The following is a 20,727-nucleotide window of genomic DNA, read 5'->3' as shown; positions in this document are numbered from 1 at the left end:
GGACAACACCAGCACCGCGCCCGAACCTGTCACCACCGGCGACGCACGCCGACGGCGGAACCACAAAGGTCACAACCTTCGGCCGCCGCACGAGTCCTCGTTGACACCCGAACTGCCGATGCTGTATGAAACCAGGTGGTTATTGAACTTCTAGGTTATGGATGAGTGTGCTCGACGACACCTTCGCCGCCCTCGCAGATCCGACGCGCCGGGCGATCCTCGCCCGGCTCAGGTCTGGCGAGGCCACCGTGACAGAGCTCGCCCGCCCGTTCAACATGAGCCAGCCGGCGATCTCCAAGCACCTCAGAGTGCTCGAACGCGCCGGGCTCGTCTCCCGGAGCCGGGATGCGCAACGACGGCCCTGCCGGCTCCAGGCGGGTCCGCTCAAGGCCGCCACCGACTGGCTGGAGGGCTATAGCCGGTTCTGGGAGGACCGCTACCAGAACCTCGACGAACTGCTGGACGAACTCAAAGGTGAAGAGGCCAACGATGGGTGAGATCGCCGACCGCTACCGGCGGCGCGCGGACGCCTTCGACCGCAAGGTCGCGACCGTACGCCCTGATCAATGGAACAACCCGTCCCCGTGCGAGAAGTGGACCGCCCGGGATGTGGTGCGGCACATCATCGACATGCACGGCGTGATACTGCGCCAGCTTGACCGCACGCCCAGCGCCGCGCCGTCCGTGGACGAGGATCCGGTCGCCGCGTTCCGTTCCGCGCGGGCCGACGTCGAGGCGATCCTGGACGACCCTTCGCTGGCGAGCCTTGAGTGTGAGACGCCCACCGGCAGCATGACGGCCGAGGAGCACATCGACAAGGTCCCGAGCGCCGATCTTCCGCTGCACGGATGGGACCTCGCCCGAGCCACCGGCCAGGACGACACGATGGACCCCGCCGATGTGGAATACCACTGGTCGGCCATCACCGCGCTGCCGGCGGACCTCCTGGAGAAGTACCGCACGCCCGGCGCGTTCGGTCCGGGCGTGGAGGTGTTCGGCCCGGAGGTGCGGATCGAGGAGGACGCCCCGCCGCAGGACCGGCTGCTCGCCCTCATCGGCCGCGATCCGCGGTGGTCCGCATGACGGCTGGGGTCACCGTTCTGACGCCTTCCGACCGGACTGTGGTGATGCTGCGGGTCTTCAGCGCCCCTCGCCATCTGGTCTTCGACGCCTGGACCCAACCCTCGCTGCTGGTCAAGTGGTACGGCGCACACGGCTGGAACCTGGTCGTGGCCGAGGTCGATCTCCGTCTCGGCGGCGAGTGGCGCTTCGTCTGTGGGCCGGACGGCGCCTCGATGTCCTCCGGCGGGGTCTACCGGGAGATCGATCCGCCCGCCCGCCTCGCTTACACGGAGTCCTTCGACGACCACTGGTATCCGGGCGAGTCGCTGGTCAGCCACGACTTCACCGAACAGGACGGCAGGACGACGCTGACCACCACCATGCTGTTCGATTCGCAGCACACCCGCGATCTCGTCGTCTCCTCCCCCATGGCCCGCGGTGTGGCCGAGGGCTTCGACCGACTTGATGCAGTGCTGTCCCCAAGACCTGCATCCTGATGCATTCGTACTCGGCACAAGCCCGGCATGATCATGTGGTGGCTGTCCCATGTCACGCCGCCACACCCAAGATCACGACCTCCGGCTGCCGTACCAGGCCGCGGTGCCGCCGGTCGTGGGCAGGCCGGCCGCGCGCCAGGCGTGGAAGCCGCCGACGACGTCGGTGGCCTTGGTCAGGCCGAGCTCGTGCAGCGAGGCGGCGGCCAGGCTGGAGGTGTAGCCCTCCGAGCACAGGACGATGATCTCGACGTCGTAGCCGGTCGCCACCGGCAGCCTGGCCTCTCCCGCGGGGTCGAAGCGCCATTCGAGCACGTTGCGTTCGACGACGAGCGCGCCCGGCACCTCGCCCTCGTCCGCCCGCTGGGCCGCCGGGCGGATGTCGACGATGAGCGCCCCGGCGAGGGACCGGGTGTGCGCCTCGGCGGGCGGCAGCCGGCGCAGCAGCCTCCGCCTGTCGTCGAGGATCTGGTCGATCGTGCGCGCGCCGGGCGGCGGTCCCGTCACCACTGCTCCGCCGTCTCCTCCACCAGCTTGACCAGGCCGTGGTCCGTGAGCTCGTAGCGGTTCATCGTGGACAGCGGAGGCGAGTAGACGTGCACGCTGACCGCTGGCGCGGCGGAGCCGTTGTGGACCTCGTGCACGTAGCCGGGGCCGAACGCGCGGGCCTCACCGGGGGCGAGGTCGCGTTCGGCGGTCAGGTCGTGCTCCCGGAGGGTGCCGAGGGCGACGGCGAAGGCGCCCCGCGAGCCGCCGTGGTCGTGGAAGCCGGTCGTCTGCCCGGGGAGCCAGCTGATCAGCCAGACCTCGTGGTCGTCGTCCTGGTGGAGTCGCTCGTACCAGCGTTCCCCGGTGTTCAGCCGCACGCGCCCCACCCACGCGTCGAGGTCGGCGGCGATGGCGCGGGCCCTGCTCTCCAGGCTGGGACGGGCGGGCGCGGATGTCGTCACGGTCATGTCGGTGTTCCTGATCTCGTCGATGCCGGTCGTCGTCACGCGGATGCGGGCGCCGTACACAGCGCGCTCGCCTGCCGTCCGAGATCGACGGGCAGGTCTGACCAGAGAAGGGACCCGGAGTGCATGCGTCACAGGTTGGCCGAAATTCCCCACTAAGTCAACCTGAAATTAAGGGTTTTGCCGCGAAGGCCCCCACGTCAACGGCCGGCGTCGTCCCGGCGTGGCGTCTCGAAGCAGGCGAGCCAGGTGGCCAGCAGCGACTCCAGCTGGGCGGCCTCCTCGGGCGGCAGGCAGTCGAGCAGCCGGCGTTCGTTGCGCATGTGCTCGGTGAACGCCTCGTCGATCAGCTCCCGGCCGGCGGCGGTCAGGGCGACGACCCGGCCGCGGCCGTCGCTCGCGCTGCGGCGGCGGGTGACCAGCCCCGCGCGTTCGAGCCGGTCGATGCGTTTGCTCATCGCCCCTGTGGTGACCATGGTGTGCGCGGCCAGCTCGCCGGGCGCGCGCTCGAAGGGTTCGCCGGCGCGCCGCAGCGTGGCGAGCACGTCGAACTCCCCCTCCGCCAGACCGTAGCGGCGGTAGACCGCGCAGAGCTGCTCGGTCAGATGTCCGGCGAGGCGGTGGAGGCGCCCGATCACGCCCTGCGGCCGCACGTCCAGGTCGGGCCGTTCGCGTTCCCACGCTCGCTGGATCCTGGCCACGTGGTCCGAGTACTCGCTCATGGTTCCAATATATCTTCCCGGGAAGTTATATTGCTTCCATGGAAGCTACCTTCCGCTGGCTGCCCGTCACCGCGATCGCGCCCGTGGCGTGGGGCGCGACCTACTACGTCACCCAGCAGTTCCTGCCGGCCGACCATCCCATGTACGGCGCCGCGATCCGGGCGCTTCCCGCGGGCCTGCTGCTCCTCCTCGTCCGCAGGAGACTCCCCCGGGGATCGTGGTGGTGGAAGTCGGCGGTGCTCGGCACGCTCAACATGGGCGCCTTCTTCGCCCTGGTCTACCTGGCGGCGCAGACGCTCCCGACCAGCGTCGCCTCCACCATCATGGCGACCTCCCCGATGGTGATGATGCTGTTCGCCTGGGCCGCCCTGTCCGAACGGCCCCGGGTGACCCATCTCGCCGGGGCGTGCGTCGGGATCGCGGGCGTCGGCCTGATGCTGCTGGAGGACATGGGAGCGGCCGGTCTCACCGGCATCCTCGCCTCCGTCTCCGCCATGACGATGTCGTCCTTGGGTTACGTGCTGGCCAAGCGGTGGAGCGGCGACGTCGACGTCTTCTCGCTCACGTCCTGGCAGCTCATCGCGGGTGGCGCCGCGCTGGTGCCCGTCGCGGTCGCGGTCGAGGGCGCACCCCCTTCGCTGGACGGGCCCGCGCTGCTCGGCTTCGGCTACGTCACGGTCGTCGCGACCGCGCTCGCCTTCGCGGCCTGGTTCGCGGGACTGCGCCACCTGAGCGCCGGCACGGTCGGGCTCATCGGGCTGCTCAACCCGGTGACGGGAGTCCTCCTAGGTACGGTGCTCGCTGGCGAGACGCTGACCGGCCGGCAGATCTTCGGACTCGTCCTGGTCTTCCTCGGCATCCTCCTGGGACAACCCATCGCGGCCCGCCTCACCAGACGCTCCCCGGACCGGAAACCGGCGGATCATGCCCCGTGGCGGGTCGCGGAGAAGGGGCCGCCGGGCGGTGAGGCCCCGCGACAGGTCGCAGAGAAGGGCGCCCCCGGGCGATGACGCACCCCGGGAGGTCGCGGAGAAGGGGGCTGCCGGGCGGTGACGTCACGGAGAAGCGCGCCATGCGCTGCCGGTCCGCACGTAACGGCGGCGGAAGCGGAAGGCGCTTTCGGCGGTTGCCCGCCGTTTCGGGGCGGGTGTTCGAACGCGATGTCGGCGGGCGAAGTACCCTGGGCCGATGTTCTCGCCTCAGGGTCCGTCGCTGCGTGAACTGGTGGTCCAGGCGCTGTCCTCGGTGGAGCGGGGTTACGACCTGCTGGCCCCGAAGTTCGACCACACGCCTTTCCGCACCCCCGACAGCGTCCTCGACGCCACGGCCGACGTGCTGCGCCCGCTCGGGCCGTTCGGTCAGGCGCTGGACGTGTGCTGCGGCACCGGCGCGGGCATGCGGGTCCTCGCGCCCCTGTGCCGGGGACCGATCACGGGCGTCGACTTCAGCGCCGGCATGCTCGCGCGGGCGCGCCGGACGCACCCGGACGCCGCGTGGGTCCAGGCCGACGCCCGGGCCCTGCCCTTCGCCGGGTCCTTCGACCTCGCGGTCAGCTTCGGGGCGCTCGGGCACTTCCTGCCCGCCGAACGGCCGGCGCTCTTCGCCGGGGTGCGTCGCGCGCTGCGGCCCGGCGGGCTCTTCGCCTTCCCCATCGGCGCGCCGCCGCCCGTCACGTCGGGCATGTACTGGGCGATGCTCGGGTTTGACCTCGCCATGCGGGCCCGGAACGCGCTGTGGCGCCCGCCGTTCGTCATGTACTACAACACCTGCCCGCTGAGCGCGGTCCGCGCCGAGCTGACCACGGCCGGGTTCACCGTGGCGACGGCCCCCTTGACGGCTCTGGGCCGGCGCGAGGACGGCAGCCCGCGGTGCCTCCTCGTCCTCGCCCACACGATCAACCACCCGGCACCGTAAGCATCCAGCACCGTACGCGAACTTCCGCCCTGGGTGGAGGCTGACCGGCACCGTGAAGGTTCCGTACCATACGCGAACTCCCCCGGGTTCGTGGGGAGGCCGCCCAGCACCGTGAGAGTCCGGTCCGTACGCGAACCCCCGCCCTGGGGTGGTGGAGGCTGCCCGGCGCTGTGAGTATTCGGTACCGTACGCGGGCTTCCATCTGGGTCCGTGGGGAGGCTGGCCGGCGCCGTGGGGGTCCGGTCCGTACGCGACCCCCCGCCCGGGGGGGAGAGAGACTGCCGGGCGCCGTGAGCTTCCGAGCTGGGGTTGTGGAGGCGGACCGGCTTGTCGTACAGCCGGACCTCCGCGAGCAGGGTCGGCGCGAGGTGCGGGTCGATCTCGTCGATCAAGTCCGGTTCGAGAAGCTGAGCGCCGATGCCGGGCGAGAACGCCCCGAGGTTCCTTCCGCCTGCCCGATCCGGGCCGCCTCGGACGCGCCGTAACAACGAGGCCGCGCCGTAACGAGGGTCGCGCCGTAACGACGGGGCCGCACCGTGACAACGGGATCGTGCCGTAAAGAGGGGTCGCACCGTAACGACGAGGCCGCACCGTGACGACGTAACCGCAGGGTGGCGGGAAGGGCGATCGGCGCTGGTTTATGCGGTTGCGTCCGGCTCGGCGGGCGTGCCTATGATCCCCCATGCCTCCCCTCACGCTTCCTCGTCAGCATGCCCGTACGGCCCGGTTCAAGCTCGGCGTCCCCAGGGACTTCACGATCTCGCCGGACGGCGCCCGGGTGGTGTTCCTCAGGTCCTCGGGCGGTGAGGACCCGGTCAACCGGCTGTGGACGCTGACCGTGGCCACCGGGCAGGAGCGGCTGCTCGTGGACCCCGGCACGCCGGGCGGAACGTTGCCGGAGGCGGAGCGCGCCCGCAGGGAACGCACCCGCGAGCGCGCGAGCGGCATCGTCGCCTACGCCACCGACGCCGCCGTCACCAAGGCCGTCTACGCGCTCGACGGCGCGCTCCACACCGTCGACCTGCTGACCGGCGAGGTCACCCCGCTCGGCACGACCGGATCCGACCCGCGGCTCGACCCGGCCGGGCAGCGCGTCGCCCACGTGTCCGACGGCGCCCTGCACCTCGAAGGCAAGCCGCTGCTGACTCCCGACGGTCCCGAGGTGACCTGGGGGCTGCCCGAGCACGTGGCGGCCGAGTCGATGGCCCGCCACCGGGGCTACTGGTGGTCGCCCGACGGCACCCGCCTGCTGGTGGCGCGGGTGGACAACGCCCGGGTGAGCAGGTGGCACCTGTCCGAGCCCGCCGATCCTGGCAGGCCCTCCAGGACCATGGCCTATCCGGCGGCCGGCACCGACAACGCCGACGTGACGCTCTGGCTGACCACGCCGGCCGGGGAGCGTACCGAGGTGGTCTGGGACAGGGCGGCGTTCGAGTACGTCGCGGCGGTGTCGTGGACCGGGCAGGGGCTGCTGATCCTGGTGCAGAGCCGCGACCAGCGCACCACCCGCCTCCTGGAGGCCGACCCCGGGACGGGCGCGACCACGCTGGTGCGCGAGGACGCCGACGATGCTTGGCTGACGCTGGTGCCCGGCACCCCCGCCCGCACGGCGGCCGGTGAGCTGGTCTGGACGGTGGACCGCGACGACACCCGCCGGCTGATGGTCGGGGACGACCTGGTCACGCCGCCGGGCCTGCAGGTGCTGCGGATCCTGGCGGTGGACGGCGACACCGTGCTCGCGCAGTGCTGCGACGAGCCGACGGAACGCCACCTTTACAGCTACTCCAGGGCCGCGGGGCTGACCAGGGTCACCTCCGAGCCGGGGGTGCACACCGGAACGCGCGCCGGCGGCGTCACCCTGGTCGTCAGCCGCACTCTGGAGGAGCACGGGACCCGCGTCACGGTGACCGGCGGAGGGGCGGTCACGCCGATCGTCTCGAACGGCGCGACCCCGGTCGTGCGCCCGCGGGTGGACCTGGTGTCGCTGGGCGAACGGGAGCTGCGCGGCGCGATCGTGTTCCCGTCCGGGCACGTGCCGGGCTCGCGGCGGCTGCCGGTCCTGCTCAGCCCGTACGCCGGGCCGGGCGGCGCCCTGGTGCTGCGCGGGCTGGACGACTACGCGGTCGCGCAGTGGTTCGCCGACCAGGGCTTCGCCGTGCTGGTCGTGGACGGGCGCGGCACGCCGGGCCGCGGACCGGCCTGGGAGCGGGCCGTGCACCTCGACAAGCTGAGCGCGGCGCTGGAGGACCAGGCCGACGCGCTGCGGGCGGCCGCGAGCCGCTTCCCCGACCTGGACCTGGACCGGGTGGCGATCCGCGGCTGGTCGTACGGCGGTTATCTGGCCGCCGCGGCCGTGCTGCGCCACCCCGACGTCTTCCACGCCGCCGTCGCGGGCGCGCCGGTCACCGACGCCCGCCTCTACGACACCCACTGGCAGGAACGCTACCTCGGCCATCCCGACCGGAACCCCGAGGCGTACGACCGCAGCTCCCTGATCGCCGACGCCCCGAACCTGCGCCGCCCGCTCATGCTCGTGCACGGTCTGGCCGACGACAACGTCTTCGCCGCGCACACCCTGCGGCTGTCCGCCGCGCTGCTGGCCGCGGGCCGCCCGCACACCGTCCTGCCGCTGTCGGGCGTCTCCCACATGACCGCCCAGGAGCAGGTCGCCGAGAACCTGCTCCTGCTGGAGCTGGACTTCCTGCGCCGGGCGCTCGGCCCGGAGCCCAGCTGATCACGCCCAGCGGAAGACGTGCCGTCCGGCTCCCACCTCGACGGCGGTATCCGGGTCAGGGGGCACGTGGACGGCGGCGGTGGTGTTCGCCGGCACCACCACGACGAGTTCCGTCTGGTCCCCGGTCCGCTCCCAGCCGGCCTCGGCCCGGCCGTACGGGGTGTCGAGCGTGGCGCGGGCGCGGGTGAGGCCGCCGCCGGGAAGCAGGCGCGCGTCGTGGCACTCGCCGTCGTGGAGGCTCGCGGCGGTGACCGGGCCCGGCGCGCAGCGCCAGGCGCCGTCGGTGGCGACGGTGTCCGTGGTGCCGTCGGAGTAGGTGATCTCCAGCTGGGCGATCAGGGCGGTCCGGTCGCCATAGACGGCGGACCTGCCCCCGGCGAAGCCGACGCGGCCCCGGTAGCAGCCGTCGGCGAGGGTGGCGCCGATCGTGTTGGCGCCCTCCTCCAGCAGGGCGGTGACGTCGTGGGTGCGGTAGCGCAGCCGGTGGTGGTAGCTGCTCCAGCCGGGGGCGAGCACGTCGTCGCCCACGACCCGGCCGTTCATCTCGACTTCGTACGTGCCGTGCGCGGTGACGTACAGGCGGGCCCGCTCGACGGGACCGCGCCGCTCGCGCGAGCCCAGCTCCGGTCCTGGCCACGGCACGAGCACCGACTCCCCCGACGCGACGACGCCGGTGCGGGTGCCGTCGCCGCAGAGAGGTCATGTCATCCCTTGATGGCGCCGGCGGTCATGCCGGCCACGATCTTGCGGTTGAAGAAGACGAAGGCCAGCAGCGGCGGGATCGTGATCAGGACGATGTCCATGAACAGCAGGTTCCACTGGGTGCTGTACTGGCTCTGGAAGTTGTAGAGGGTGACCTGCACGGTGGCGTTGTCGTCGCCGGGCAGGAAGTAGAGCGGGTTGACGAAGTCGTTGAAGACGGCCACGGACGAGGTCAGCACGACCGTGATGGTGACCGGCCGGAGCAGCGGGAAGATCACCCGGAAGAACAGCCGCGCCCCGTGGCAGCCGTCGATCTGGGCCGCCTCGTCCAGCTCGCGCGGGATCGCCGCGATGAACGCCCTGAACAACAGCATCGCGAACGACAGCCCGTAGGCGACCTCGACCAGGATCAGGCCCGGCAGGGTCTTGAACAGGCCCAGTGCCTGCAGCAGCCAGATGGTGGGCACGATCGCGGGCGGGATGATCAGCCCGGACAGCACCAGGAAGTCGACCAGCGTCCCGACCTTGCCGGCGCGGCGCTGCAGCACGAACGCGGCCATGGCGGCGAAGAACACGATGAGCGCGACCGAGGCGACGGTGAGGACGGTGGAGTTGACGAAGGCGCGCAGCAGCACGTAGTCGCGCGCCTGGACGACCTCGACGAGGTTGTCCACCACCCGCCAGTCGACCGGCCAGGCGAAGTCCAGATCGGCGGCCTGCGCCGGGTCCTTGACCGCGGTCAGCAGCATGAACGAGAACGGCACCAGGAAGATCACGGTGGCCAGGACCAGCGCGATCGTGTCGGCGCCGTACCTCCTGAAGGTCCTCATACGGCGACCTGCCTCTTGCCCAGGACGTAGGTGAGCGGGACGACGATGGCGGTGACGATGAGGAACAGCAGCACGTTGCCGGCGGTCGACAGGCCGAAGAAGCCCGCCTGATACTGCTTGTAGATGATCGAGGCGATGACGTCGCTGGTGAAGCCGGGACCGCCCCGCGTCATCGTCCAGATGAGGTCGAACGACCGCAGCCCGCCGATGAACGACAGGATGATCACCGAGTAGGTGGCGGGCCAGGACAGCGGCAGCGTCACGTGCCGGAACCGGTGCCAGGCGCCGCCCCCGTCGACCTCGACCGCCTGGTAGTAGTCGCGCGGGATCGACATGATCCCCGCGATGTAGATGACGGTGGCCAGGCCCACGCCCTTCCACACGTCGACCAGCGCGACCGACAGCAGCGCGGTCGTGGCGTCGCCGAGCCAGTCGGCGCCGTCGACGCCGGCCAGCGCGAGGGCCTTGTTCACCAGGCCGGTGTCCGGGCGGAGCAGCGCGCTGAAGGTGATGCCGACCGCCACGGTGGACACCAGGACCGGGAAGAACACCACCGCGCGCAGGAAGCCGCACAGCCGCAGCCTGGACGTGAGCAGCACGCCCAGCAGCAGGCCGAGCACCACCTTCAGCCCGCTGGTGACGACGGCGTAGACGATCGTGTTCCGGAAGCCGACGCGCAGGTTCTGCTCGGAGAGGAAGTCGCGGAAGTTGTCCAGGCCGACGAACTCGCTGTCGAACAGCGTCCACCGGGTCAGCGCGAAGTAGAACGCCATCACCGTCGGCACCAGGAAGATCACCAGGTAGACGACGGCGGCCGGCAGGTAGAGGGCGTACGGGTAGGGCGACCTGCGCCTGGCCGCGGGCCGGGCGTGCCGCTCGGCCGGCGGCCCGCCGGGCCCCGCGCGGAGCCCGGCACGCTGCTCGGTCACCACCCTGCCAGCCCCAGTTGCCTGGCCTGCTTCTCCACGTCCTTGTCGTACTGGGCGGCGCCCTCGGCGGGCTGCGTCAGCCCCGAGCCGACGGCGACGGTGATCTGCTCCAGCGACGGGCCCTTGATGGGCGACAGGAACTCCAGCGCGGGCGTCGTGGCGCCCCGGTCGATGTAGGCCTGGAGGTCCTTGGCCACCTGGATGGCGTCCTCCGGCAGCTTCGACCCCTTGATCCGGTACGGTCCGGACGGCTGGACGGCGGCGGTCACGGCTTCGGTGCCCGCCGGGGAGGCGACGAAGGCCAGGAACTTCTTGGCCGCGTCCAGGTGCTCGGTGGTCCTGGCGATGTAGAGGGCGGCGGGCTCCCAGACGGTGGCGCCGCCGGCGGCCGGGTCGTCGCCCGGGATGCCGAAGTAGCCGACGTCGGTCGCGGTCTGGGGGTAGGTCTCCAGCAGCGGCGGGAGCAGCTGACTGAGCATCGCGTAGTGCGCGCCCTCGCCCTCGACCAGCATCTTCAGGCCCTGGTCGAGGGTCGCCGAGCCGAAGCCCTTGTTGAGGTGGCCCTTGGCGTGCACGTCGGCGAGGTGCTGGAAGCCGCCCGTCGCGGCCGGCGTGGTGGCGAACTTGGCCTTGCCCGCGGTGTAGTCGGCGGCGAAGCCCGGCACGGCGGCCTGGACGTTGTGGTAGTCGGCGAGCACGAAGATCTGGGACGTCCAGGTGTCCTTGAACGTGCTGATCACCGGCGTGATCCCGGCGGCCTTGATCGTGTCGTTGTTGGCCATGAAGTCGGCCCAGGTCCTGGGGACCTCCAGGCCGAGCCGCTCGTAGACCTTGCGGTTGTACAGGATGCCGCCGCCGCCCATCGTGGTGGCCGGGACGCCGTACGCCTTGCCGTCGTGCGAGACGACGGGCAGGTAGTCGGGCTGGACCTGGGCCAGGACGGGATCCCCGGTCAGGTCGACGAGGGTCTGGGCCGGGTTCAGCGCCTGCAGCAGCGAACCGGAGTTGTACCAGAACACGTCGGTCATCTCGCCGGTGGACAGCCGGGTCTTGACGACGTTGTCGCCCTCGCTGCCTCCCGGCTGGTGCTCCATGTCGATCTTGATCGTGGGGTTGACCTTCATGAACGCGTCGGCCAGCGCCTTGGAGGTGTCCACGGTCGACTGGTCGCTGCCCGTCATGAAGGACAGGGTCACGGTGCCGTCGGCGGCGGGCTCCGAGCCGGATCCGCACGAGGCAAGGGCCGCCGTCGCGAGCACGGCCACGGCCGATGCCAGCATGCGGTGGGAGGTCTTCACACACCCTCCAGGGGTTTTTGAATCGTTTTAAGCGGCTCCCCGATGCGGTTAACGTAGGCGTTGCCCGAAGGGGTGTCAAGACATGATTTGGGTAACGGTACCCACTCTTCTCGCAGTTGAGATCGCTGTATGCACGAGTAACGCAGGTATTGTTTCCCCCGTCGGACCGGCTCGCGTCCAGCTCGTACACTGGGATCACCCCTCGGGAATTGGAGCCTCATGGTCGCGCCCAGCCGACGCCGACGAGTGACGATCAACGACGTGGCCAGCCGCGCCCAGGTCTCCGTCACCGCGGTGTCCAAGGTGATCCGCAACGCCTACGGCGTCAGCCCCGCCATGAGAGACCGGGTCAAGACGGCCATCGAGGAGCTGGGCTACCGGCCCCAGGCCGTGGCGCGGGGCATGCGCGGGCGCACCTTCACGATCGGCCTGATGCTGCCGCACATCAGGAACCCGTTCTTCGCCGACATCCTCGACGGCCTCACCGAGCAGCTCGCCGGCACCGACTACCGGGCGTTCATGATCCAGGGGGGCGCCACCCGCAAGGTGGAGAGACTGGCGGTCGACGCCCTCATCGACCGCCAGGTCGACGGCATCATCATGGTCGCCCCGCTCGCCTCGAAGGCGCGGCTGGAGGAGGTGGCCCAGGAGAAGCCCACCGTGGTGCTGGCCCGCCACGAGCGGTCGTCCTTCTACGACTCCGTCTACGACGACGACGAGGCGGGCGCCGAGCTGGTCGTGAAGCACCTCATCGAGCTCGGTCACCGCCGGATCGCGCACATCACGCACCAGGACGACAGCCAGGCGCAGCCGGCCGACCTGCTTCACAACATCCGGGCCGCGACCTACGAGCGCGTCATGCGCGAGCACGGGCTGGCCGACGAGATCGCCGTCGCGACCAGCTTCTACCACGAGAAGGGCGGCTACGAGGGAGCGCGGGAGCTGCTGGACCGCGATCCCCGACCGACGGCCATCTTCGCGGGGGCCGACCAGGCGGCGTTCGGCGCGCTCGCCGCGGTCTACGAGGCCGGGCTCCGCGTCCCGGCGGACGTCTCGGTGGCCGGCTACGACAACACCCACCTGGCCGCCCTGCCCAACATCACCCTGACCAGCGTCGACCAGGAGGGCTCCGTCATGGGCGGCGCCGCCGGCAAGCTGCTGCTGGAGCGCATCGAAGGCCGCACGTCCGCGGTCCGCTTCTCGGTCACCCCCAGCCTGGTCGTCCGCGGCTCCACGGCCCCGCCCGCGTCCTGACGCGTGGGTAACGTTACCCACGAATCCACGCCACGCGGCCGGATGAGGTGGGACGGGAGCGGGAACCGTTGCCTCTTGACGGCACATGAGGGAGCGCTTACGGTGACGACGTCCGCGGATGTTAAATCGTTTCACTCTCCAGGGGGCTCACCACGGAAGAGCGGCCATGCCGCCGGAAGGGAGTGACCTCGTGTTCACCGCACCTCGCCGGACCCGCGTGCTCGCCGGGGCGGGGGTGTCTCTCGCCCTCGTCCTCTCGCAGCCCCTCGTCCCCCCGGCGTCCGCCGCCGGCGGACAGCCCCACGTCGAGGCCGTCGACCTGCGCGTCGACGGCCGGCGTTCGCGGCGACGACCTGACCCGCCCGGCGGTCACCCTCGTGACACGGGGGTGACCGCCTGGTCTGGATTCCCCCGCGGTGTTAGCGTCGGGGGCGGAGCGCCGGGAAACCGGGGGCGGCCATGTCGCGCATGGCGCCGGCCATGAGGAGATGGCGCGATGAAGCTGATCGGGTTGTCCGAGATCGACGCCTCCATGATCGACCTGGTGGGCGGCAAGGGCGCCGGGCTCGGAGAGATGATCAGGGCGGGTGAGCGCGTCCCCGACGGCTTCTGCCTCACCGTCGAGTGCTACCGGTCAGGAGAGCTGCCGGAGCGGGAGCTGGTCGAGGCGTACGAGCGGCTCGGCGGTGGGCGGGTGGCTGTCCGGTCCAGCGCCATCGCGGAGGACCTGCCGGAGGCCAGCTTCGCCGGGCAGCAGGACACGTACCTCGGCGTCGAGGGTCACGCGGAGCTGATCGACGCGGTCCGCCGCTGCTGGGACTCCCTGTTCACCGAGCGCGCCGTCGCCTACCGCGCAGCCGTGCGCGTCGAGGACGAGCCTGCCATGGCCGTGGTGGTGCAGCGCATGATCGACCCGGTCGTGGCGGGGGTGATGTTCACCGCGAACCCGATCACCGGCTGCCGTACGGACATGGTCGTCGACGCCGCTCCCGGTCTGGGCACCGCGATCGTCGAGGGCACCGTCGTACCCGACCATCATGTACTCCGCCGGGGAGCGCCGGCCGTGCCGGACCCGGACGGGTGTCTCGACGGGGCGCGGCTCGAAGAGCTGCGCGCGGCGGGGGCGCGGCTGCAGGAGCGTTTCGGCTCGCCGCAGGACGTCGAGTGGGCGATCGACGCCGAGGGGACGCTGTGGCTGCTGCAGTCCCGGCCGATCACCACGCTCTTCCCGCCGCCGCCCGACACCGGTGACACGCGGCTCTACCTGGAGTTCGGCCACATGCAGGGCATGCTGCGCCCGTGCACCCCGATGGGGTTCTCGCTGCTCAAGTCGGGCTCGAGCCTGTGGTTCGAGGCCGCGGGGGCCCGGGTCGACCGGCGCGACCCGATGCCCCGGCTGGTGTCGATCGGCGGCCGGCTGTTCTTCGACGTGACCGACTTCCTGCGCAGCGGGGTCATGCGCGATCGCCTGGGGACCTCGCTGGAGATCTACGGGCCGAGGGTGCAGGGCGCCGTCCTGAGCATGCTGGACGATCCGCGGTTCGCGCCGCGGCCCGGTCTGCCGTTCCGCGTCGGCAGCCTGGTCAAGGGCGCGCTGCGGATGTTGCCCGGCGGGGTCGCCGGAGTCGTGTCGAGCCTGGTCAACCCGGATCTCGCCCGCGCCCGCGCCTACCGTGGCGTCGCGGAGATCAGGCGCCTCACCACCCCGCCGGGCGAGTCCGCCACCGCCGCGGAACGGCTGCGGTGGGTGATCGAGGACTCCCACAAGCCGATCATGAACATCGACATGCACGGGATCCTCTGGCCGTTGGCGGCCGGCATTATCGCCGGGACGATCCCGGCCGCGCTGCTCAAGGGCGTCGCCTCGGACGAGGAGCTCGACACCGTACTCGGCGGCATGCCGTACAACGTGACCACGGAGATGGACCTCCAGCTCTGGGACCTCGCGGTGCGGGCCCGCGAGCACCGCGAGCTGTTCCTCGGCACCCCGCCGGAGGAGCTCGCCGCCGGATACTTCGCCGGTGACCTCCCGGACATCGGGATGGCGGGCTTCCTGGAGAAGTACGGGATGCGCGCCGCGGCCGAGATCGACGTCGGCGTGCCCCACTGGGACGAGGACCCCGCGCCGCTGTTCGCGACGATCGCCAACTATCTCCGCGTCGACGACCCCGGGCAGGCGCCCGACGTGCGGTTCAGGGCGGCGGCGGCGAAGGCCGAGCGGATGATCGCGACGCTGTCGCGGCGGGCGCGGCGCAGACGGCCGGTGCGCGGCCGGCTGGCGGTGTTCTTCATGCGCCGCTCGCGCCGGCTCACCGGGCTGCGGGAGATCGGGAAGTTCGCCTGGCTGCCCGCGATCCAGGCGGCCCGGCGGCAACTCCTCCTGGTCGGCGCGGACCTGGCCGCCCGTGACCGGCTGGCGGACGCCGGCGACATCATGTTCCTGACTCTCGACGAGGCGCGCGCCGCCGTGCACGACGGAACCGACCAGCGAGGGCTGGCCGCGAGGCGGCGCGCGGAGCACGAGCGGGAGCTGCGGCGGCCCTCCGTTCCCGGCGCCCTGCTGTCCGACGGGACCGACGTGGAGGCGCTCGCCCCCGCGCGGCCGGTCCAGGACGGCGTGCTGACCGGGATGTCGGGTGCCGCGGGCCAGGCGACGGGCCGGGCGCGGGTGATCCGCGACCCGGTCGGGGCGCACATCGACCCGGGCGAGATCCTGGTGGCGCCGACCACCGACCCGGGGTGGACGCCGCTGTTCATGACCGCGGCCGGCCTGGTGACCGAGACCGGCTCGCCGGTCGCGCACGGCCCCACCGTGGCCCGCGAGTACGGGATCCCGGCCGTCATCTGCGTCCGCGACGCCACCCGCGAGATCACGACCGGTCAGCTGATCACGGTCGACGGCACGGCGGGCACGGTACGCGTCGAACCGGAGTGACCGGCGGCGCGCGTCGCTTCCGATGGCACGCGTAGAGAAGCCGTCAAGATTCGGTTCGTAGCCGTATGAAACCCGTCAAGAACGGCAAAACCCTCCATACCTCAGCGTTCGCTTGTTCTGCGGCCACCGCGGTGAAGGCGGCGGCGCTCTCGGACATCGAACTGAGGAGTGGAATGGCAGACGTCATCTTCGTCGTCCTGACGATCGCGGTCTTCGCGGTCCTCGGGCTGGTCGTCAGGGCGGTGGAGCGGCTGTGAACGCCGTCAACGCGACCGGTCTCGTGGTCGCCGTGACCCTGGTGATCCTGTTGGTCGCGGCCCTGCTGTTCCCCGAGCGCTTCTGATGAGCACCACCGTGGCGGGCCTCGTCCTCGTCACCTCGCTGATCGCGGCGCTGGCCCTGGTGCACAAGCCGTTCGGCGACTACATGTACCGCGTCTACTCGACCGACCGGCACAACCTCGTCGAACGCGGCATCTACCGGCTGCTCGGGGTGCGCGCCGACGCCGAGCAGCGCTGGGGCGTCTACGCGCGCGCCCTGCTCGCGTTCTCCGTCGTCTCGGTCCTGGTGGTGTACGGGCTGCAGCGGCTGCAGGACAAGCTGCCGCTGAGCCTGGGCATGGCGCCGGTGACCGACCACATCGCCTGGAACACCGCGGTCAGCTTCGTGACCAACACCAACTGGCAGGCCTACTCCGGCGAGTCCACGATGGGCCACCTGACCCAGATGGCCGCGCTGGCCGTGCAGAACTTCGTCTCGGCCTCGGTCGGCATGGCCGTGGCGATCGCCCTGGTGCGCGGGTTCGCCCGGCGTTCCGCCGGCACGATCGGCAACTTCTGGGTGGACCTGGTCCGCGGCACCGTCCGCATCCTGCTGCCGATCGCGTTCACCGGCGCGCTGGTGCTGGTCGCGGGCGGGGTGATCCAGAACCTCTCCGGCGTCCACGAGGTCACCACGCTGACCGGCGGCACCCAGGCGATCACCGGCGGCCCGGTGGCCTCCCAGGAGGCCATCAAGGAGCTGGGCACCAACGGCGGCGGCTTCTACAACGCCAACTCCTCCCACCCCTTCGAGAACGCCACCGCCTGGACGAACTGGGTCGAGATCTTCCTGATCCTGCTGATCCCGTTCGCGTTGCCGCGCACCTTCGGCAGGATGGTCGGGCAGGTCAGGCAGGGCTACGCGATCGTCGCCGTGATGGGCGTGCTCGCGCTGGCGAGCGTCCTGCTCACCAACGTCTTCGAGCTCTCCGGGAACGCGACCGTGCCACAGGCGGCCGGCGCCGCCATGGAGGGCAAGGAGATGCGTTTCGGCGTGTCCAACTCCGCCACCTTCGCCGCCTCCACCACCCTGACCAGCACCGGCGCGGTGAACTCCGCCCACGACTCCTACACGCCCTTCGGCGGCATGATGACGCTGGTCAACATGATGCTCGGCGAGGTCGCCCCCGGCGGGGTCGGCTCCGGCCTGTACGGCATGCTGATCCTGGCCGTCATCACGGTGTTCGTGGCCGGGCTGATGGTCGGCCGCACGCCGGAGTACCTCGGCAAGAGGATCGGCGCCCGCGAGATCAAGCTCGCCTCGCTGTACTTCCTGGTGACCCCGGTCCTGGTGCTGGCCGGGACCGCGTCCGCGATGGGATCGGAAGAGCGGCGCGCGGCCATGCTCAACACCGGCCCGCACGGCCTCTCCGAGGTCCTGTACGCCTTCACCAGCGCCTCCAACAACAACGGCTCCGCCTTCGCGGGCCTGACCGTCAACACCCCCTGGTACGACGTGGCGCTCGGCCTGTGCATGGCCTTCGGCCGGTTCCTGCCGATCATCCTGGTGCTCGCGCTGGCCGGCTCGCTGGCCGCGCAGTCACCCGTCCCCGAGGGCGCCGGCACGCTGCCCACCCACCGGCCGCAGTTCGTCGGCATGGTCGCCGGCGTGACGATCATCCTGGTCGCCCTCACCTTTCTTCCGGCCCTCTCGCTCGGCCCCCTCGCGGAAGGACTGTCCCGATGATCCGCTCGCTGCCGGACGCGTTGAGAAAGCTCAACCCGGTCACGGCGTGGCGCAACCCGGTGATGTTCATCGTGGAGGCCGGCGCCGTGTTCGCCACCGTGCTGGCCGTCGTGGAGCCGACGTTCTTCGCCTGGGCCGTCGTGGTGTGGCTGTGGCTCACCGTGATCTTCGCGAACCTGGCCGAGGCCGTGGCCGAGGGCCGCGGCAAGGCGCGGGCCGCCACGCTGCGCGCGGCCAAGACCGGCACCGAGGCCCGCAGGCTCAGGAGCCCGGACGACCCCGGCCACTGGGACGTCGTCCGGGCGCCCGAACTGCGGCAGGGCGACCGGGTGATCGTCGAGGCGGGTGAGGTCATCCCCGGCGACGGAGACGTCGTCGAAGGCATCGCCAGCGTGGACGAGTCCGCCATCACCGGCGAGTCCGCCCCGGTCATCCGCGAGTCCGGCGGCGACCGCTCCGCCGTCACCGGCGGCACCAAGGTGCTGTCCGACCGGATCATCGTCGAGATCACGCAGAAGCCCGGCGAGAGCTTCATCGACCGGATGATCGCCCTGGTCGAGGGCGCGAACCGGCAGAAGACGCCGAACGAGATCGCGCTCAACATCCTGCTGGCCGCGCTGACGATCATCTTCCTGACCGCCACCGTCACCATGCAGCCCCTGGCCATCTACACCAAGCTCGTCAACCCGGGCGTGCCGGACTCGCTCGCCCTCGGCTCGGACGGCGTCACCGGCATCGTGCTGGTCTCCCTGCTGGTCTGCCTCATCCCCACCACGATCGGGGCGCTGCTGTCGGCCATCGGCATCGCCGGCATGGACCGCCTCGTCCAGCGCAACGTCCTGGCGCTGTCCGGCCGCGCGGTCGAGGCCGCCGGCGACGTGTCCACGCTGCTGCTGGACAAGACCGGCACGATCACCCTGGGCAACCGGCAGGCCACCGAGTTCGTCCCGGTGGACGGGGTCGCCGAGGCGTACCTGGCCGAGGCGGCGCAGCTGTCCAGCCTCGCGGACGAGACCCCCGAGGGCCGCTCGATCGTGGTCCTCGCCAAGCAGCGCTACGGCCTGCGCGAGCGCCGGCCGGGCGAGCTGGCCCATGCGGAGTGGGTGCCGTTCACGGCCCAGACCCGCATGTCCGGGGTCGATCTCCCACCGGAACCCGGCGCGCCGGACCAGGCCGGGCGCCAGGTCCGCAAGGGCGCCGCCACCGCGGTCATGAAGTGGGTGCGCGACGCCGGCGGCCACCCCGCCGACGAGGCCGGCGGTCTCGTGGACGGCATCGCCGCCTCCGGCGGCACCCCGCTGGTGGTCGCCGAGAAGGGCCGCGTCCTGGGCGTGATCCACCTCAAGGACGTGGTCAAGGAGGGCATCCGGGAGCGCTTCGACGACATGCGCCGGATGGGCATCCGTACCGTCATGATCACCGGCGACAACCCGCTGACCGCCAAGGCCATCGCGGACGAGGCGGGAGTGGACGACTTCCTGGCCGAGGCCACCCCCGAGGACAAGCTCGCCCTCATCAAGAAGGAACAGGAGGGCGGCCGGCTGGTGGCCATGACCGGCGACGGCACCAACGACGCCCCGGCCCTGGCCCAGTCGGACGTCGGCGTGGCCATGAACACCGGCACGAGCGCCGCCAAGGAAGCCGGGAACATGGTCGACCTGGACTCCAACCCGACCAAGCTCATCGAGATCGTCGACATCGGCAAGCAGCTCCTCATCACGCGCGGCGCGCTGACCACGTTCTCCATGGCCAACGACGTCGCCAAGTACTTCGCGATCATCCCGGCCATGTTCGCGGCCGTCTATCCCGGCCTGGACGCGCTCAACGTCATGCGCCTGGCCAGCCCGCAGTCCGCCATCCTGTCCGCCGTCGTCTTCAACGCGCTCGTCATCGTCGCGCTGATCCCGCTGGCGCTCCGCGGGGTCCGCTACCGGCCGTCCAGCGCTTCCAAGCTGTTGTCGCGCAACCTGTACGTTTACGGCCTGGGCGGCATCATCGCGCCGTTCATCGGCATCAAGATCATAGATCTGCTGATCCAGTTTCTTCCGGGGATGTCATGATGAAACGCCTGCCAAGCTGGGTGCGCCGGTACGCGGCCGCGGTCCGGGCGGTCGCCGTCCTGACGGTGCTGCTCGGCCTGATCTATCCCCTGGTCACCACAGGCGTCGCCCAGATCCTGTTCAACCACCGGGCCAACGGCTCGATCGTCGAGGGCGGCCGCGGCAGCTCGCTGATCGGCCAGTCCTTCACCGACGCCGGCGGCGATCCGGTCAAGAAGTACTTCCAGTCCCGCCCGGCGGCGTCCGGCGAAGGCTACGACCCGACCTCCACCGGCGCGAGCAATCTCGGCCCGGAGGACATCGTGGACGTCCTGCCGGTGCCCGGCGCGGGGGACGAGGGCAGGCAGTCGCTGCTGACCCGGGTCTGCGCCCGCTCGAAGGCGGCCGGTGAGCTGGAGGGCGTGAGCGGCGCCCGACCGTACTGCACCCCCGACGGGACCGGCGCGGTGCTGAAGGTCTTCGCCGGCCACGCGGTCAGCGTCAACCAGGCCTGTCCCGCCACCCCGTTCATCGCCTCGTACCAGGGCAAGAGAGTGGAGTGTGCGAAACCGGGCGAGGACTACGCGGCGGGCCGTACGGTCGCGGTGCGCGGCGACGCCGGGCCGCCGGCCGTGCCGGCGGACGCGGTGACCGCCGGCGCCTCCGGACTGGACCCGCACATCTCCGTCGCCTACGCCGAGCTCCAGGCGCCCCGGGTGGCGCGCGAACGCGGCCTGCCGCCCGCACGGGTCAAGGCCCTGGTCGAGGAGCACACCACCGGACGCGCGCTGGGCTTCATGGGCGAGCCGGCGGTCAACGTGCTCGAACTCAACCTCGCCCTCGACGGGGCGTGA

At 71.2% G+C, this 20,727-nt stretch carries 20 protein-coding genes; 13 read left to right on the top strand and 7 right to left on the bottom strand.

Going from position 1 to position 20,727, the window contains the following annotated elements:
• Positions 1 to 161: 161 nt before the first annotated feature.
• Genes FR742_RS12095 through FR742_RS12085 form a run of 3 tightly spaced genes read left to right on the top strand, consistent with a single transcriptional unit; the run spans position 162 to position 1,559 of the window.
• A complete protein-coding gene (locus FR742_RS12095) occupies positions 162 to 497 on the top strand; it encodes a helix-turn-helix transcriptional regulator (RefSeq protein ID WP_148031051.1) in 336 nt (111 codons plus the stop codon).
• Positions 490 to 1,083, top strand: coding sequence for a TIGR03086 family metal-binding protein (locus FR742_RS12090; protein ID WP_148031050.1), 594 nt, complete (start codon positions 490 to 492; stop codon positions 1,081 to 1,083). The genes FR742_RS12095 and FR742_RS12090 overlap by 8 nt, the downstream gene beginning before the upstream one ends.
• Before the next feature lie 44 nt (positions 1,084 to 1,127).
• The gene (locus FR742_RS12085; RefSeq protein ID WP_261808484.1) at positions 1,128 to 1,559 is read left to right on the top strand and encodes an SRPBCC family protein; all 432 of its coding nucleotides are present in this window, start codon (positions 1,128 to 1,130) and stop codon (positions 1,557 to 1,559) included.
• A gap of 72 nt (positions 1,560 to 1,631) precedes the next feature.
• Here FR742_RS12085 and FR742_RS12080 read toward each other — a convergent pair whose 3' ends face one another.
• The 3 genes from FR742_RS12080 to FR742_RS12070 form a co-directional block, all read right to left on the bottom strand.
• Positions 1,632 to 2,063 (bottom strand): rhodanese-like domain-containing protein, encoded by a 432-nt coding sequence (locus FR742_RS12080; protein ID WP_187281112.1) that lies wholly within the window; start codon positions 2,061 to 2,063, stop codon positions 1,632 to 1,634.
• Positions 2,060 to 2,572: a cysteine dioxygenase family protein gene (locus FR742_RS12075; RefSeq protein ID WP_261808483.1), complete on the bottom strand. Its 513-nt coding sequence runs from the start codon at positions 2,570 to 2,572 to the stop codon at positions 2,060 to 2,062. Before FR742_RS12075 ends, FR742_RS12080 begins: the two co-directional genes overlap by 4 nt.
• Before the next feature lie 137 nt (positions 2,573 to 2,709).
• Entirely contained in the window at positions 2,710 to 3,231 is a 522-nt protein-coding gene (locus FR742_RS12070; RefSeq protein ID WP_148031047.1) for a MarR family winged helix-turn-helix transcriptional regulator, read from the bottom strand.
• A gap of 38 nt (positions 3,232 to 3,269) precedes the next feature.
• Between FR742_RS12070 and FR742_RS12065 the strand changes: the two genes are divergently transcribed.
• The 3 genes from FR742_RS12065 to FR742_RS12055 all read left to right on the top strand — a co-directional run bounded on the left by FR742_RS12065 (position 3,270) and on the right by FR742_RS12055 (position 7,879).
• Positions 3,270 to 4,241, top strand: coding sequence for a DMT family transporter (locus FR742_RS12065; protein ID WP_148031046.1), 972 nt, complete (start codon positions 3,270 to 3,272; stop codon positions 4,239 to 4,241).
• A 178-nt stretch (positions 4,242 to 4,419) separates the two neighbouring features.
• Positions 4,420 to 5,145: a class I SAM-dependent methyltransferase gene (locus FR742_RS12060; protein WP_148031045.1), complete on the top strand. Its 726-nt coding sequence runs from the start codon at positions 4,420 to 4,422 to the stop codon at positions 5,143 to 5,145.
• Positions 5,146 to 5,827: 682 nt separating this feature from the next.
• The gene (locus FR742_RS12055; protein WP_148031044.1) at positions 5,828 to 7,879 is read left to right on the top strand and encodes a S9 family peptidase; all 2,052 of its coding nucleotides are present in this window, start codon (positions 5,828 to 5,830) and stop codon (positions 7,877 to 7,879) included.
• Here the strand turns inward: FR742_RS12055 and FR742_RS12050 are convergent, their stop codons facing one another.
• The 4 genes from FR742_RS12050 to FR742_RS12035 form a co-directional block, all read right to left on the bottom strand.
• Entirely contained in the window at positions 7,880 to 8,521 is a 642-nt protein-coding gene (locus tag FR742_RS12050) for an alpha-L-rhamnosidase N-terminal domain-containing protein (RefSeq protein ID WP_261808482.1), read from the bottom strand.
• 62 nt (positions 8,522 to 8,583) lie between these two features.
• Positions 8,584 to 9,411 carry a carbohydrate ABC transporter permease gene (locus tag FR742_RS12045; protein WP_148031042.1) on the bottom strand — a complete coding sequence of 276 codons (828 nt, stop codon included), beginning with the start codon at positions 9,409 to 9,411 and terminating at the stop codon, positions 8,584 to 8,586.
• Positions 9,408 to 10,340: a carbohydrate ABC transporter permease gene (locus FR742_RS12040; protein ID WP_222708911.1), complete on the bottom strand. Its 933-nt coding sequence runs from the start codon at positions 10,338 to 10,340 to the stop codon at positions 9,408 to 9,410. Before FR742_RS12040 ends, FR742_RS12045 begins: the two co-directional genes overlap by 4 nt.
• Positions 10,337 to 11,638: an ABC transporter substrate-binding protein gene (locus tag FR742_RS12035; protein ID WP_222708910.1), complete on the bottom strand. Its 1,302-nt coding sequence runs from the start codon at positions 11,636 to 11,638 to the stop codon at positions 10,337 to 10,339. The genes FR742_RS12040 and FR742_RS12035 overlap by 4 nt, the downstream gene beginning before the upstream one ends.
• Positions 11,639 to 11,899: 261 nt before the next feature.
• Here FR742_RS12035 and FR742_RS12030 point away from each other — a divergent pair, with 261 nt between their 5' ends.
• The 7 genes from FR742_RS12030 (at position 11,900) to FR742_RS12000 (ending at position 20,727) form a co-directional block, all read left to right on the top strand.
• Positions 11,900 to 12,892, top strand: a complete 993-nt coding sequence (locus FR742_RS12030; RefSeq protein ID WP_261808481.1) for a LacI family DNA-binding transcriptional regulator — start codon at positions 11,900 to 11,902, stop codon at positions 12,890 to 12,892.
• A 496-nt stretch (positions 12,893 to 13,388) separates the two neighbouring features.
• The gene (locus tag FR742_RS12025; RefSeq protein WP_148031040.1) at positions 13,389 to 15,827 is read left to right on the top strand and encodes a PEP/pyruvate-binding domain-containing protein; all 2,439 of its coding nucleotides are present in this window, start codon (positions 13,389 to 13,391) and stop codon (positions 15,825 to 15,827) included.
• 65 nt (positions 15,828 to 15,892) lie between these two features.
• On the top strand, positions 15,893 to 16,084 hold the full coding sequence (locus tag FR742_RS45145; RefSeq protein ID WP_222708909.1) for a hypothetical protein: 192 nt from the start codon (positions 15,893 to 15,895) through the stop codon (positions 16,082 to 16,084).
• Positions 16,081 to 16,170, top strand: a complete 90-nt coding sequence (gene kdpF / locus FR742_RS12015) for a K(+)-transporting ATPase subunit F (RefSeq protein ID WP_148031039.1) — start codon at positions 16,081 to 16,083, stop codon at positions 16,168 to 16,170. Before FR742_RS45145 ends, kdpF begins: the two co-directional genes overlap by 4 nt.
• Positions 16,170 to 17,834 (top strand): potassium-transporting ATPase subunit KdpA, encoded by a 1,665-nt coding sequence (kdpA, locus tag FR742_RS12010; protein WP_187281111.1) that lies wholly within the window; start codon positions 16,170 to 16,172, stop codon positions 17,832 to 17,834. The genes kdpF and kdpA overlap by 1 nt, the downstream gene beginning before the upstream one ends.
• Positions 17,831 to 19,894: a potassium-transporting ATPase subunit KdpB gene (gene kdpB, locus FR742_RS12005; RefSeq protein ID WP_148031038.1), complete on the top strand. Its 2,064-nt coding sequence runs from the start codon at positions 17,831 to 17,833 to the stop codon at positions 19,892 to 19,894. The genes kdpA and kdpB overlap by 4 nt, the downstream gene beginning before the upstream one ends.
• Positions 19,894 to 20,727, top strand: coding sequence for a potassium-transporting ATPase subunit C (locus tag FR742_RS12000; protein ID WP_148031037.1), 834 nt, complete (start codon positions 19,894 to 19,896; stop codon positions 20,725 to 20,727). Before kdpB ends, FR742_RS12000 begins: the two co-directional genes overlap by 1 nt.

Source organism: Nonomuraea sp. C10 (assembly GCF_008017515.1).
Classification (GTDB): Bacteria; Actinomycetota; Actinomycetes; order Streptosporangiales; family Streptosporangiaceae; genus Nonomuraea; species Nonomuraea ferruginea.
The sequence above is the reverse complement of the archived record's forward strand: the minus strand, read 5'-3'. Positions and strand labels throughout refer to the sequence as shown.